This is a genomic window from Enterobacter cloacae complex sp. HYC042_NIDB (genome assembly GCF_056673315.1).
Window position 1 is genome coordinate 1,005,323 of record NZ_CP109650.1, and the last position, 13,929, is coordinate 1,019,251.

13 protein-coding genes are annotated in these 13,929 nt (G+C 52.6%); 5 read left to right on the forward strand and 8 right to left on the reverse strand.

The features are described from left to right. Positions 1-67 precede the first annotated feature (67 nt). A complete protein-coding gene (locus OKF39_RS04775) occupies positions 68-2,458 on the reverse strand; it encodes a glucose/quinate/shikimate family membrane-bound PQQ-dependent dehydrogenase (RefSeq protein WP_049000524.1) in 2,391 nt (796 codons plus the stop codon). Between the two features lie 208 nt (positions 2,459-2,666). On the opposite strand from OKF39_RS04775, the gene hpt reads away from it, so the two are divergent. Continuing rightward, the gene (hpt, locus tag OKF39_RS04780) at positions 2,667-3,203 is read left to right on the forward strand and encodes a hypoxanthine phosphoribosyltransferase (RefSeq protein WP_032644976.1); all 537 of its coding nucleotides are present in this window, start codon (positions 2,667-2,669) and stop codon (positions 3,201-3,203) included. 61 nt (positions 3,204-3,264) lie between these two features. Here the strand turns inward: hpt and can are convergent, their stop codons facing one another. Continuing rightward, on the reverse strand, positions 3,265-3,927 hold the full coding sequence (gene can, locus OKF39_RS04785) for a carbonate dehydratase (protein ID WP_014882586.1): 663 nt from the start codon (positions 3,925-3,927) through the stop codon (positions 3,265-3,267). A 107-nt stretch (positions 3,928-4,034) separates the two neighbouring features. Between can and OKF39_RS04790 the strand changes: the two genes are divergently transcribed. The 4 genes from OKF39_RS04790 to OKF39_RS04805 all read left to right on the forward strand — a co-directional run bounded on the left by OKF39_RS04790 (position 4,035) and on the right by OKF39_RS04805 (position 7,584). Next, positions 4,035-4,961: an ABC transporter ATP-binding protein gene (locus tag OKF39_RS04790; protein WP_028015540.1), complete on the forward strand. Its 927-nt coding sequence runs from the start codon at positions 4,035-4,037 to the stop codon at positions 4,959-4,961. Next, entirely contained in the window at positions 4,958-5,728 is a 771-nt protein-coding gene (locus OKF39_RS04795; protein WP_479983530.1) for an ABC transporter permease, read from the forward strand. Before OKF39_RS04790 ends, OKF39_RS04795 begins: the two co-directional genes overlap by 4 nt. 104 nt (positions 5,729-5,832) lie before the next feature. Next, a complete protein-coding gene (locus tag OKF39_RS04800; RefSeq protein ID WP_047367340.1) occupies positions 5,833-6,273 on the forward strand; it encodes a PTS sugar transporter subunit IIA in 441 nt (146 codons plus the stop codon). A 63-nt stretch (positions 6,274-6,336) separates the two neighbouring features. After that, complete coding sequence (locus OKF39_RS04805) at positions 6,337-7,584, forward strand: polysaccharide deacetylase family protein (RefSeq protein ID WP_049137768.1); 1,248 nt, start codon at positions 6,337-6,339, stop codon at positions 7,582-7,584. A 1-nt stretch (position 7,585) separates the two neighbouring features. Here the strand turns inward: OKF39_RS04805 and OKF39_RS04810 are convergent, their stop codons facing one another. From OKF39_RS04810 to OKF39_RS04835, 6 genes are all read right to left on the reverse strand, one after another. Then, positions 7,586-8,668 (reverse strand): fimbrial protein StkG, encoded by a 1,083-nt coding sequence (locus OKF39_RS04810; RefSeq protein ID WP_479983531.1) that lies wholly within the window; start codon positions 8,666-8,668, stop codon positions 7,586-7,588. Positions 8,669-8,702: 34 nt separating this feature from the next. Next, a complete protein-coding gene (locus OKF39_RS04815; RefSeq protein ID WP_309264704.1) occupies positions 8,703-9,335 on the reverse strand; it encodes a fimbrial-like protein in 633 nt (210 codons plus the stop codon). Beyond that, the gene (locus tag OKF39_RS04820) at positions 9,335-9,892 is read right to left on the reverse strand and encodes a fimbrial protein (RefSeq protein WP_047367344.1); all 558 of its coding nucleotides are present in this window, start codon (positions 9,890-9,892) and stop codon (positions 9,335-9,337) included. The genes OKF39_RS04815 and OKF39_RS04820 overlap by 1 nt, the downstream gene beginning before the upstream one ends. A gap of 23 nt (positions 9,893-9,915) precedes the next feature. Next, a complete protein-coding gene (locus tag OKF39_RS04825; RefSeq protein WP_047367345.1) occupies positions 9,916-10,494 on the reverse strand; it encodes a fimbrial protein in 579 nt (192 codons plus the stop codon). A 13-nt stretch (positions 10,495-10,507) separates the two neighbouring features. Continuing rightward, positions 10,508-13,087: an outer membrane usher protein gene (locus OKF39_RS04830; RefSeq protein WP_479983532.1), complete on the reverse strand. Its 2,580-nt coding sequence runs from the start codon at positions 13,085-13,087 to the stop codon at positions 10,508-10,510. A 65-nt stretch (positions 13,088-13,152) separates the two neighbouring features. Beyond that, on the reverse strand, positions 13,153-13,890 hold the full coding sequence (locus OKF39_RS04835) for a fimbrial chaperone (RefSeq protein ID WP_047367347.1): 738 nt from the start codon (positions 13,888-13,890) through the stop codon (positions 13,153-13,155). Between the last annotated feature and the right edge of the window lie 39 nt (positions 13,891-13,929).

Genomic DNA, 13,929 nt, shown 5'->3' on the forward strand with positions numbered 1-13,929 from the left:
CGGGTGGCGGCTTCGCCTTACCCGGCCTGCATTGCTAAAAACGGCAACTTTCGTTGCCGTTTTGCTTTTATTTGCCTTCGTCCGGCAATGCATACGCGACAATATAGTCGCCCATCTTCGTACCAAACGAACCGTGACCACCCGCAGAAATGACGACGTACTGCTTGCCATTCACTTCATAGGTCATCGGCGTTGCCTGTCCACCGGCCGGCAGACGGCCTTGCCACAGTTTTTCACCGTTGGTCATGTTGTACGCGCGCAGGTAGTTATCTGCGGTTGCCGCGATGAACAGCACGTTACCGGCGGTGGAGATTGGGCCACCCAGCATTGGCATACCCATATTGAACGGCACCGGAACCGGCATCGGGAACGGCATGCTGTCCTGCGGGGTACCAATACGTTTTTTCCAGACGATCTGGTTGGTTTTCAGATCCAGACCGGAGATGTAACCCCAGGCAGGCTGTTTACACGGCAGACCAAACGGAGACAGGAACGGGTTCAGGGTAACGCCAAACGGTACGCCATACTGCGGCTGGATACCGGCTTCGGTCCCGCTGCCTTTCGCGTCTTTCGGCTGCTCCATCGGGTTACCCGGACCGCGTGGGATCAGACGGGAAACGAACGGCAGCGCCATTGGGTTGGCAATCGCCACCTGACGGTTAGGGTCGACGGAAATACCGCCCCACTCGAACATTCCCAGGTTGCCCGGGAAGACCAGCGTGCCCTGCTCAGACGGCGGTGTGAAGATGCCTTCATAGCGCAGCTGATGGAACATCACGCGGCACACCAGCTGGTCAAACATCGTGGCACCCCACATGTCTGCACCGCTGAGGTCTTTCTTCGGACGGAAGCTCAGGTCAGAGAACGGCTGGGTTTTGCTGACGTAGTCGCCTTTGGCCGCACCCTGCGGAACCGGTTTTTCCGGGGCAGGCACAACCAGCTTACCGTTGCTGCGATCCAGCACGAAGATGTTGCCGGTTTTAGCCGGAGCGTAAATGACCGGTACGGTTTTGCCGTTAACGGTAATGTCCGCCAGCGTCGGCTGGGACGGCATATCCATATCCCACAGATCGTGGTGAACGGTCTGATAGCTCCACGCCAGCTTACCGGTGGTTGCATTCAGCGCCAGGATAGCGCTCGCATAACGTTCCTGCTCCGGCGTGCGGTTACCGCCCCAGATATCCGGCGTGGATACGCCCATCGGCAGGTAGACCAGGTCCAGCTTCGCGTCATACGCGGCTGGTGCCCAGGAGTTCGGCGAGTTGAAGGTAAAGGTGTGCTCGTCAGACGGGATCGCGTTTGGATCTTTCGCGCCCGGGTCGAAAGCCCACAGCAGTTTACCGGTGTTCACGTCGAAACCACGGATAACGCCGGAGGTTTCACGTGTAGAGAAGTTATCCGTTACCGAACCGGCAATCACGATGGTTTTATCGGTGATGATTGGCGGGGAGGTTGGCTCATACAGACCCGGCGTGGTGTCCGGCATGTTGGTCTGCAGGTTCAGAATGCCTTTGTTGGCGAAGGTTTCGCACAGCTTGCCGGTCTCAGCGTTGATGGCAAACAGACGGCCATCGTTCACCGGCAGCATAATGCGGCGAGGACAGTCGGCAATGACTTCCGGGCTGGCATTATCGGCGCGCGCTTCGTGGTAAGAGACGCCGCGACAGGTCACGTGCTGGAACGACGGATTGGAGTTCAGCTGTGGATCAAAGTGCCATTTCTCTTTACCGGTGGCCGCGTCGAGCGCGAACAGACGCTGGTGCGCCGTACACAGGTAGAGCATGTTGCCCACTTTAATCGGGGTCACTTCGTTGGTCAGCTCGCCCGGATCGTTCGGCATTTTCAGGTCGCCGGTACGGAATACCCAGGCTTCCTTCAGGTTCTTAACGTTGTCCGCGTTGATCTGCTTCAGCGGGGAGTAACGTTGACCTTCCTGGTTACGGCCATAAGCAGGCCAGTCACCGTCAGCGACCTGCGAGATAGCTGCCGCAGGCGTGGACTCCGCGTTCAGCGTACCGTTGATCTCCTGCGGGTCGTTAAAGCCAGCCCAGGTGAGAATGCCGCCGCTGATTAACAGAGCCACCAGCAGGGCTGCAACGGCACCGCTGGAAGGGACAATCAGGCGGCGCCAGACAAACGGCAGGATCAGCCAGATACCGAAGAAGACCAGGATGTCGCTGCGCGGCGTCAGGGCCCAGAAATCGAAACCGACTTCCCAGACGCCCCAGATCATGGTGGCAAGAAGGAGGGCGGCATACAGCCACAGTGCGGATTGTTTTCTACGCCAGAGCAGGACGGTTACGCCAAGCATAACCAGGCCCGCAATCGGGTAGTACCAGGAGCCGCCGATCGCGACCAGCCAGACGCCACCGATTAACAGGTACAGGCCGCAGAAGGCGGCGAATAGCGCTGTTAGTGTCACCAGTAGACGCGGCTGTTTAGTGTTTGTTTCAGCCATAGAAAGTGTACTCGTCAGTTTTTGTTAATAATTTGCTAGCAACTAATTATAGGTGTTAACAAGTGTGATCGGAATCACAATATTTGCTTTTTATAACTCATACGCCAGGCTTATCCATTTACTGATATAATGGCTGGCTTGCGTATCGATGCCGGAGCAAGATTCATCCGCATTGAAAGATTTTCATCAAAATCATTTGGTTAGTAATATGAAACATACTGTTGAAGTGATGATCCCGGAAGCCGAGATCAAAGCGCGTATCGCCGAACTGGGTCGTCAAATCACCGAGCATTACAAGGACAGCGGCAGCGAAATGGTGCTGGTTGGTCTGCTGCGCGGTTCTTTCATGTTCATGGCAGACCTGTGCCGTGAAGTGCAGGTACCGCACGAGGTCGATTTTATGACCGCTTCCAGCTACGGCAGCGGCATGTCCACAACCCGTGATGTGAAAATCCTGAAAGATCTGGATGAAGATATTCGTGGCAAAGATGTGTTGATCGTTGAGGACATTATCGACTCCGGCAACACCCTTTCAAAGGTGCGCGAGATCCTGAGCCTGCGCGAGCCGAAATCGCTGGCGATTTGTACGCTGCTGGATAAACCGGAGCGTCGTGAAGTGCAGGTGCCGGTAGAGTTTGTCGGTTTCTCCATCCCGGACGAGTTCGTGGTGGGTTACGGTATTGATTACGCGCAGCGTTATCGCCATCTGCCGTATGTTGGGAAAGTGGTATTGCTGGACGAGTAATTGCGGGCTGATGCCCTCACTCCGACCCTCTCCCACGGGGAGAGGGCGAAAACCCCCGGCTTTATTTATGGTTCACATGCTTAAGCTTGAGGTTGGCAATCCCCGAACGGTAACGCTGCTCCAGCGTTTCGCGGTTGGTGGCGGTGACTTCCAGATTGCGCAGCAGGCCATCGTGAATACCGTACGCCCAGCCGTGGATTGATACCTTCTGCCCACGTTTCCACGCCGACTGCATGATGGTCGAATGCCCAAGGTTATATACCTGCTCCATCACGTTCAGCTCGCATAGCGTGTCCATGCGTCGCTCCTGCGGCATTTCGCCGAGCAGTGAACTATGTTTGAACCAGATATCGCGGATGTGCAGCAGCCAGTTATCAATTAAACCCAGTTCCGGGTTTTCAACCGCCGCCTGCACGCCGCCGCAGCCGTAGTGGCCGCAAATAATGATGTGCTCGACTTCCAGGACGTCAACGGCATACTGAACCACGGAAAGGCAGTTGAGATCGGTATGAATCACCAGGTTGGCGACGTTGCGGTGAACAAACAGTTCGCCGGGCTCAAGGCCGGTCAGGCGCTCGGCAGGTACGCGGCTGTCTGAACAGCCAATCCAGAGAAAGCGCGGGTTCTGAGCTTGTGCGAGTTTTCCAAAAAATCCGGGGTCTTCCTCCACCAGCATTTTTGACCATAGTGCATTGTTGCTAATGAGTGTATCTATGTCGTTCATGGAGGTTAGCGACCTGTAACCGAGTAATTGCGTTGCGCTACTATAGGGTAACCCGACTTTTAATGAAACCACACAACGTGTGTAAGAACTGAAGGTAAGTTAAATTCATGGCAATTGCACTGGAGCTTGAGCAGCTTAAAAAAACCTATCCGGGTGGCGTTCAGGCGCTACGCGGGATAGACCTAAAAGTAGAGGCCGGGGATTTTTACGCGCTTCTGGGGCCGAACGGGGCGGGGAAATCCACCACCATCGGGATCATCAGCTCGCTGGTGAATAAAACGTCCGGACGGGTGAGCGTCTTTGGTTACGACCTGCAAAAAGATGTGGTAAACGCCAAGCGCCAGCTGGGGCTGGTACCGCAGGAGTTCAACTTCAACCCGTTTGAGACGGTGCAGCAGATTGTCGTTAACCAGGCGGGTTATTACGGCGTTGAGCGTAAAGAGGCGCTTGAGCGTAGCGAAAAGTACCTGAAACAGCTCGATCTGTGGGAAAAGCGTAACGAACGTGCGCGGATGTTGTCCGGGGGGATGAAGCGCCGCCTGATGATTGCCCGCGCGCTGATGCACGAGCCGAAGCTGCTGATCCTTGATGAACCCACCGCAGGCGTGGATATCGAACTGCGTCGTTCTATGTGGGGTTTCCTCAAGGATCTTAATGACAAAGGCACCACCATCATTTTGACCACCCACTACCTTGAAGAAGCAGAGATGCTATGCCGCAACATCGGCATCATTCAGCACGGCGAGCTGGTGGAGAACACCTCGATGAAGGATCTGCTCTCCAAGCTGAAATCCGAAACGTTTATTCTCGATCTGGCGGCAAAAAGCCCGCTACCGAAGCTTGAAGGATACCAGTATCGCCTGGTGGATACCTCAACGCTGGAAGTGGAAGTGCTGCGCGAGCAGGGGATCAACAGCGTGTTCTCCCAGCTGAGCGCGCAGGGGATTCAGGTTTTAAGTATGCGTAACAAAGCGAACCGACTGGAAGAGCTGTTTGTCTCTCTGGTGCAGGATAAACAAGGAGACAAGGCATGACGCATCTTTATTGGGTCGCGCTGAAAAGTATCTGGGCGAAAGAGATTAACCGCTTTATGCGTATCTGGGTGCAAACCCTGGTACCGCCGGTCATCACTATGACGCTCTATTTCATTATCTTCGGCAACCTGATTGGTTCCCGCATTGGTGAGATGCACGGTTTTACCTATATGCAGTTTATCGTGCCGGGCCTGATTATGATGGCGGTGATCACCAACGCCTATGCAAACGTGGCCTCGTCGTTCTTCAGCGCTAAGTTTCAACGCAATATTGAAGAGCTGCTGGTGGCGCCGGTGCCAACGCACGTCATCATAGCCGGTTACGTGGGCGGCGGCGTGGCGCGCGGGCTGTGCGTGGGCATCCTGGTGACGGCGATTTCGCTGTTCTTCGTGCCGTTCCAGGTGCACTCGTGGCTGTTCGTGGCGCTGACTCTGCTGCTGACGGCAATTCTGTTCTCGCTGGCCGGTCTGCTGAATGCGGTGTTCGCTAAAACGTTTGACGACATCAGCCTGATCCCGACCTTTGTGCTGACGCCGCTGACCTATCTCGGCGGGGTGTTCTACTCCCTGACGCTGCTGCCGCCGTTCTGGCAGACACTGTCGCATCTGAACCCGATCGTCTACATGATCAGCGGCTTCCGCTTTGGCTTCCTCGGCATTACCGATGTTCCGCTGTTTACCACGGTGGCGGTGCTGGTGGTATTCATCATCGCCTTCTACCTGCTGTGCTGGTATCTGATCCAGCGCGGGCGCGGTCTGCGTAGTTAACCCTCTGCCCGGCGACGCTCTGGTTGCCGGGCACTTTCTTTGACGGTTATCACCGTAAGCAAACCTTCACTCCGCTAAACTACTTGCCTGCTAAGGAGAGAGTTATGCTGGGATGGGTGATCACCTGCCACGATGAACGAGCGCAGGACATGCTGGATAAGCTTGAGGCCAAATTTGGCCCGCTGGCGCAATGCCGGGTGGTTAATTACTGGCGCGGGTTGAGCACCAACATGCTCAGCCGGATGATGTGCGATGCCCTGCATGAAACGGATACCGGTGATGGGGTGATTTTTCTTACCGATAAATCCGGCGCGGCGCCTTACCGCGCGGCCGCTTTGCTGAGCCACAAGCATGATAATTGTGAAGTGATCTCCGGTATCAGCCTGCCTTTACTCGAAGCCCTCTATCCGCTTCGCGCCTCATTGAGCAGCGCAGAGTTTCGGCACGCTATCGTGGCGGAGGGCCAGCCGGAGGTGAGCAGCCTGTGGCACCAGCAGCAGAAAAACCCGCCTTTCGTTCTGCTTCACGATCTGTATAAGCATTAAACATTGGTATTGATGTCGCTTTTGCTACAATGGCGACTGATTTCCCGTGTCGATTTATATCCTATGTTCATGCGCGTGTTCTTTCTCCTTTTGCTGCTGGTTTCCGGCGGGGCGTCTGCCAGCCTGATAAGTCAGCAAGGGCTTCCTGCTCAATATATGCAAACCACTGAGGATGCTGCCATCTGGGCTCAGGTAGGTAACTCCGTGGTTAATGTGGGCAATATTCGCGCAGGGCAGATCATCGCGGTCTTTCCCGCGGCGGCGGATTATTACGAATTTCGCTTCGGGTTCGGTACCGGCTTTATTGATAAAGACCACCTTGAGAAAGTGCAGGGTAAGCAACGCGTTGAGGACAGCCTGGGCGACCTGAACAAGCCGCTCAGTAACCAGAACCTCATCACCTGGAAAGATACGCCCGTCTATAACGCGCCCAATAGCGGAAGCGCGCCCTTTGGCACCCTGAGCGCCAACCTGCGCTATCCCATTCTGAATAAACTCAAAGACCGCCTGAACCAGACCTGGTATCAGATCCGCATCGGCAACCGCCTGGCGTGGATAAGCAGCCTGGATGCGCAGGAAGATAACGGCATTCCGGTTCTGACCTATCACCATATCCTGCGCGATGAGGAGAACACCCGTTTTCGCCATACCTCCACCACCACCAGCGTGCGCGCGTTCAGCAACCAGATGACCTGGCTTCGCGACCAGGGGTACACCACGCTGACGATGTATCAGCTGGAAGGCTACGTGCGCAACAAGATGAACCTGCCCGCGAAGGCGGTGGTGATTACCTTTGACGACGGCCTGAAGTCGGTGAGCCGTTACGCGTATCCTGTGCTGAAAGAGTATGGCTTCAACGCGACGGCGTTTATCATTTCGTCACGTATTAAAGGCCATCCGCAGAAGTGGGATCCTAAATCGCTGCAGTTTATGAGCGTTCAGGAAATTAAGGGCATTCAGGATGTGTTCGACATTCAGTCGCACACTCACTTCCTGCACCGCGTGGACGGGTATAAACACCCGATCTTACTGAGCCGCAGCTATCACGTGATCCTGTTTGATTTTGAGCGTTCTCGTCGCGCGCTGTCACAGTTCAACCCGCGTGTGCTCTACCTTTCTTATCCCTTTGGCGGCTATGACAATAAGGCGATCAAGGCGGCGAATGATGCCGGTTTCCATCTGGCCGTGACCACGGTGAAGGGGAAGGTGAAGCCGGGGGATAATCCGTTCTTACTCAAACGACTCTATATTTTAAGAACGGATTCGCTGGAGACGATGTCGCGGCTGATCAGCAATCAGCCGCAGGGATAAGCTATTCGTAGGTGACCTGCAAAGTGCCGATGGCGCTGAACGTTCCTGAAGTGACTTTTTCTGTACCAGATTTAACCAACTGAGCCGTGAGAGACTCGCTAAATGACGGGATGATGGTGTTCCCTTTTGTCGCATAGTTGTTAGTTGAATTAGGCACCGCCAGGCTGTTGTCCGGCCACTTCAGCAACACGCCCACGCCTTTTGCCGCATTCGACGATGCGGTGTTCGCGAGTAAAGAGCCATCAGTCCCGGTTGTCTTGCTGGTGGTCAACTTCATCGTAATTTTGCGTGTGTTGGTGCAATTCCCTGACACGGTAGCAGAGACTTTTTGCGTGTTATCGTTCTCGACATCGGAAACATCATACTCCCCCAGATCTACGCTTTTAGGAGCCGTAAGAGTGCAGGTCGGTTTTTCAACAGGAACATTGAAGGCCATATCGGGTATCGTGATTAACGGACGTGGATGGTCACTTTCATCTGAGCTCCAGGGGTTACCTACGACAATATTGCCAATATTCCCGGCCACTGGACCAATCTGTGTGACGCTTGCGGGCACGCCAGCATATGAGGGTAATTGATAAAATTCCATACGGGCATACCACCATACTGCTTTAACCAGATCCGAATTATCCCCCTGATTGGCCGTTTCTACATAACTTCCTGTAGTCGAAGGGAAAAAGGCATTAAAAGCGTTGTTGGTCGGGTACATGGCCAGCGTATAGGCGATCCCCGTTACGTTAGTTTTAAAGAGTGCTTTTCCGTCCACGCCACCGACGACCAGTGTACTGTCCGTTTTCTGATAGACGCGCTCGCCATCTCTACCCATTGAGCACCAGGAGTAGAGGCCCGGAGTCACCTGCAAATCAATAAGGCCGCTTATTTTTGTTGGCGCGCTGACGCTCTCCAGGGGAACGATCTTGGGCTTTGCACCTTTGACATCCGAAATAGGCTGAACACTGTAACCATTAAATTTGCATTCATACAAATCGGCCGATGCAGAAAAACTTATTGCAAGAATTGACAAAGCAAGGCCTGCACCTTTTATGAAGAAATGACTTGTTCCGGCTCCTGCTATATAACACATTCAAAAATTCCTTATATCCGATGCTTGGTATATTTTAATTGTAAGTAACGCTGACCAGCACGCTTGTGGTAACTTTCCCCGCGCTGACAATCCCTGTGTCTTGATAACGGGCATAGAAATTATAATTTGTTAAATACTGGCTTTCGGTTTGGTTAGATACATCAAAAATAACATCTGACGTTCCTGACGCATTGACCACATTGGTATTGTCTTTTTCTGAGAAAATCACAACGCCGACGTTCTCTGCTCCTCCCCCGGAGGCGGGAATTTCATTGGCGAACACCTGTTGAGAGCTTCCGATAACTATCCCACTTTGAGGTTTAAACTCAAAATGCAGGGTTTTTGCCAGTCCAGATTCACTTTCCGCACAGCTTTTCAGCTGAATTTCGAAGCGCGTTCCCCCAGCTGCGTCACCGGGTTGTAGCCGTGGGCTGCCGTCGGAGTTATAAAACCAACCTTTGCCAACGATCGGTAAAATAACTTTGCCATCATTCGGAATACTTACCTGACACGTATTGTTGATGATGTTTGCCGTCATATCCATCTCCAGGCTCGAGGCAAAACCTGCTGCGGGAAACCCCAGACAGCAGGCGAGCCATAACATCGCACTTCTAAAGTTTAAGCGGGAGTGGAACATCCTGTTTAAGCTATCAGTCTTAATAAACATTATTGATAGGTCACGATAAAAGTCACAGGGGCGCTGACCGAACCAGTGGTCACGTCAGAAATGGTTTTATCTTTAGCAATAACGATGCGCGCATCCATTTCAAATTTTCCCGCCCCGTTAGACAGGTTGACGATAGAAGTTGGGGCCGTGGCGCAGTTCAGCAGGGAACCTGAGTCGACAGAACCTTTCCAGATTTCAAAACCAACGTTATGCCCGGCTGCATATGAGTTCCCATTTTTGGCATTGCCAGTACAGGACCCGCCAGCACCCGGCGTGGCTTGAACGGAGGCATTTTTGACCCCGGCACAGTTAGTGAACGCGATTTTGAATGCCCCTGTTCGGTTCTGGCTCACCAGATCGGACTTAAATACATCGCCAAACGGCAAGATGCTAATGGGAGCCCCGCTCGCATCCTGAATCTCGGCATTACAGGTTCCGGCTTCAATGGTGGACGTAAAGGTGGCCTGAACGCTCGTCGTACCCGTAATGGCGCTTAAACAAACGGAAGGCAGGATGGCAGTCATCGCAAACACCAGTGATGTCATTTTCTTTTTCATATTAACGCTCCGTATTGCGCCAGTTATTCATAGGTGAAATTAAACGTAGCGATACCGCTAAAGTTGCCGGTCATGCCTTGCCCGCTTGCAGTTTCCACCAGCGTCGCCAGGAGTTGAACTTCGCCAGCACTTATTTCTCCGCTCGACCAGACGAGGCGCTGAGTATCAGTGGATGAATTAATGACAAAAGGGGCATCCGGAGTGGCGGTGCGGGAAATCGCCACGCCAATATTTTCTGCGCTGCCCTCACCGGAGAGTGAATTTTTAATTGCCGTATTCAGTGGGCTGGCACTACCACTAATGGTCGTGTTCAGCTTTGTCAGACTCGAAGGGCATGAGACCATTTTGAGTTTAAAATTTGTTGTTGCTTTGGCATTTTTGAGGATGATGTAATCCAGGCGTACCTTGCCGTCGGTGCCAATGGGAATAACGTTGCTGGAGCCATCACCGCTGCCACCTTCAATTTTCATATCGCAGGTGGTGTCACGGATATTAGCGGTAAAGGTAATATCGAGATTATCGGCGTATGTTCCGAGCGACAGCGCCATCAGACTCGAACTTAATACCCATAATCCTGTTTTTTTCCCAGGTTTAAAAAGCATGCTCTAACTCCTTTTATAATACTGTGATGTGGCAGGTCTGGCCTGTCAGCAGCGTTGTTGGTCCAATCTTTTTCGCGTTGGGCGGAATCTGATAGGAGACAGTACAGGATGTGCCGGACTCACTTCCCCAGATGATTTTTAACAACCCTTTATCTTCAATTCCGCGAATCCAGGCTTGGCCGGCCTGGCCTACGCTACCTACGGATACGCCTTGCTCAGTTTGAACATCGGCACCAAGCGGAATAAACCCACCGTCGTCACGCGTTAGTTCCATTAACACTGAACGCCCTTGATCGGTCTCAAAATTAACCAGCACAACGGCACCGCTACGAGGGACAGTAGTGGAACGGGTATTTTTCACTTCAACGTCAGAGCGCATATCGCTGATATCAAGACCGACGTTGTTTTCACGGTAGGCAGACAGATAGGGCATAAGGGCATAGCCTGAAGAGCCAATTTCACCGTTACCGATGGAGACTCGGGCACCTTCTGCTCCCTCAGCTTTAATCAGCGCAAGCGTATCGCTTTCGCTAATGCTGCCAGGGGCGAGTGTTATGCCACCAGAGTGCAGAATCATCCCGCCGCTATAGCTGGCGGAATATTGTCGGCTATCATCATCGGATGCGGAGACGGAAAGACTCACCGGTCCATGCGGGCCGTTATAACTCCCGTAACCGCTTAGCTGATTTAACGTATCGTCGTTACGCGTGGTGCTTTCGGTGATGCTGTAACTGAACCGGTTATCTTCGGTGTTGCCGTTGGCGCTGGCGTTAAAACTTCCACCGCCTTTTAGATCGCTGCCGATGCCCGTGGTGAGGGATGAGAACCCGCCTGCACGCTTGCCGTTACCCATCAGCGTGTCGAAAGGAATTGTGAGGCTCAGATAGACACTATCATCTTTTTCCCCGAACTCGTTGTAGGTGCGCTGCACGGAGAGGCTGTAACTTCCCCAGCTTAACGATTGACTGTGGCCAACCGAGTACTGCGCTGATGAGCTGCTTTCATTCCAGTAGTCCTGCCAGGTGGAGTTGACATACAGCGATCCCAAATCAAGGCCGTTAAAGGCCAACGGCTGGCTGATGTTCACCTGGATCTGGTTCTTCATGCGCTGGAAAGTCTGGTACACATCGCTGTTATCACGGTCAGGGTTAAGTTCCCTGTCACGGTATTTGATCTCGTTGGTCAAGGAAGCTGCATCGCTCAGGCTGAGATAGTCAGATGTCGAAAACCGGTATGCTGCTACGTTGAAAGAGGTATTCGTGGCTTCCATGAGTTTGCTGTAGGAGATACGATAACTCTCACCCTTAAGATGCCGTAAGCCGTCGATCCGGGCATCAGAATGCGTGACATCAAAGGCGAATGCGCCAATGCGGGTGTTCATAGCCAAACCCACCAATGCGGCGTAAAAATCGCTATCGGTGTACTCCAGACCCGCATAACCTGTGAAGGTATTGGTTAATCCATAATAACCCGTGGCGTAACCTACCTTTGGCTTGTCACGTAGGTTATCGTCACGCAGTTCGCCCACGCCGACATCCCATCGGGAGTAGCCCGGGCGCAGCATTTGCGCGACCGAGGAATACGCGACCGAGAAGGAACGTTTGCTGCCATCCGCTTCTTCTACAGTGACGATAAGATCGCTGCCATAACCCGTCGTACTGAGATCTGAGATTTCAAAGGGCCCCGGCGGGACGGAGGTTTCGTAAATCGTGTTTCCGCTCTGTGCGATCGTGACTTTGGCGTTGCTGTTTGCCACACCCCGAATCACCGGCGCATAAGTCGATATGCCATTAGGAAGCATACGATCATCGTTATATAAACGCGCCCCGCGCAGACTAATGGAATCGAAAGCATCTCCACGGGTGTAGGAATCTCCCGCGATAAACTGTGCTTTCAGCGGCGTGATATCACGCTGGAGATAAATGTCCTGGCTGGCGTAATGGGTACCGGAATCCCGATCCCAGTTCAGATTACCTCGTGCCCGGAGCCGCCACGGGCCCAGGTTTGCTCCATAGCGCAACCCTGCGTAGGCCGTATCGGTGCTGTAATCAGACGTGTCAGCGTGCCAGCCGTTAAGATCCCAGGAGAGCATCGCCGCCGGGATCCCGTCTTCCCAAAGTGAAGGATCGACAAATCCCGTCGGGCGCTGAATGACGAAAGCCTGGGGAATAGAAAGGTCCAACTCCTGTGTGGAAGGATCGTAAGCCACACGTGAGCCGGGATAGGCGTCTGACACAGAGATGCACGTATCTTCGGAATCATCCCCTGCTGGTTTAAGTTGCTCGGTTGCTACATTTGTCTGGGTGAGCAGTTTACGCGTGATGCAGGGCGTGGCGCGCGGTGTACCATTCTCCTTAAACACAAGATCCGTGGTAATGGAAGGTTTTCCGTTAATAACCACCTTCACCTTATACGTCCCGGCAAGAACAGGGTTGCCTTTTGAAAAACGGCTGACATCAATTGATGTACCGGTGTTATAAAGAAACTGATCGTTAAACTGCACGTCTTCTTCTTTATTATTTTCAGCAGCAAATGCACAAAACGGCAATACCGCACTTATCGATAAACATAGTAGTGAACGTTTAAACCGCATGATGTACTCTGTCCCAGAGTTAAGCTAATTATAGTCATTCCGAATGATACGAGGCGGATAAATAATCAATTCTGTATGGATTCATACTTATCAATTCCACCGAAATCATTGATGGCTTGCCAGGTGATTTTGTTATACCCCAGGGTGTTATGATTTTTTACGTTCATAGTCTGGCTTGAGAATGGCTCAATATAATGCGTTTCAATATCGTAACTTTTAGCACCAGCAATAAGCGTTGCCCCCGCCAGTGATACATAATAAGGTGAATCATTCTTCGCACTTAAAACGATATTTTGACCTTGCCGGGTTTCAGTCCATTTAAGATTTTTAGCCGCATCTGTCGGTTCTCCTTTCAAACCTGTAGGCCGGAAAAAGAGTTTTATGCGGGTACGGAATGCCAGCTGAAGCATGCTTTGCGTATCGCTTTCCTTTGCCTTTGGCGGAACTTCCAGAACGTTAAACCAGAACAGGGATTCTTTATCTTTTGGCAATGACTGACCAAGCCAGGTGATTCTGACCGTTTGCCCTTTTTGCGGTTCTACACGCGATACAGGAGGCGTGACAATAAAGGGAAGTTTCAGCTCTTGAGGATTAGTGGTATCTCTTCCGTCATCGAGCCAGGTTTGTACCAGTAAAGGTCTGGTGCCACGGTTATCCATAGACACCGTTACGTCTTTTGCCGATTCTGGATAAATGACACGGGTGCCGGAAATCACAATATCTGCACTGGCGTTAAGAGCAAAAACGCTCACCGAGGCCAGCAGCAGGGCTTTTAATCCGCTCTTAATATTCAGTAAGTACATGTCTACTCTCAAATAATACGAAAAAATGTGCCCGGCTGG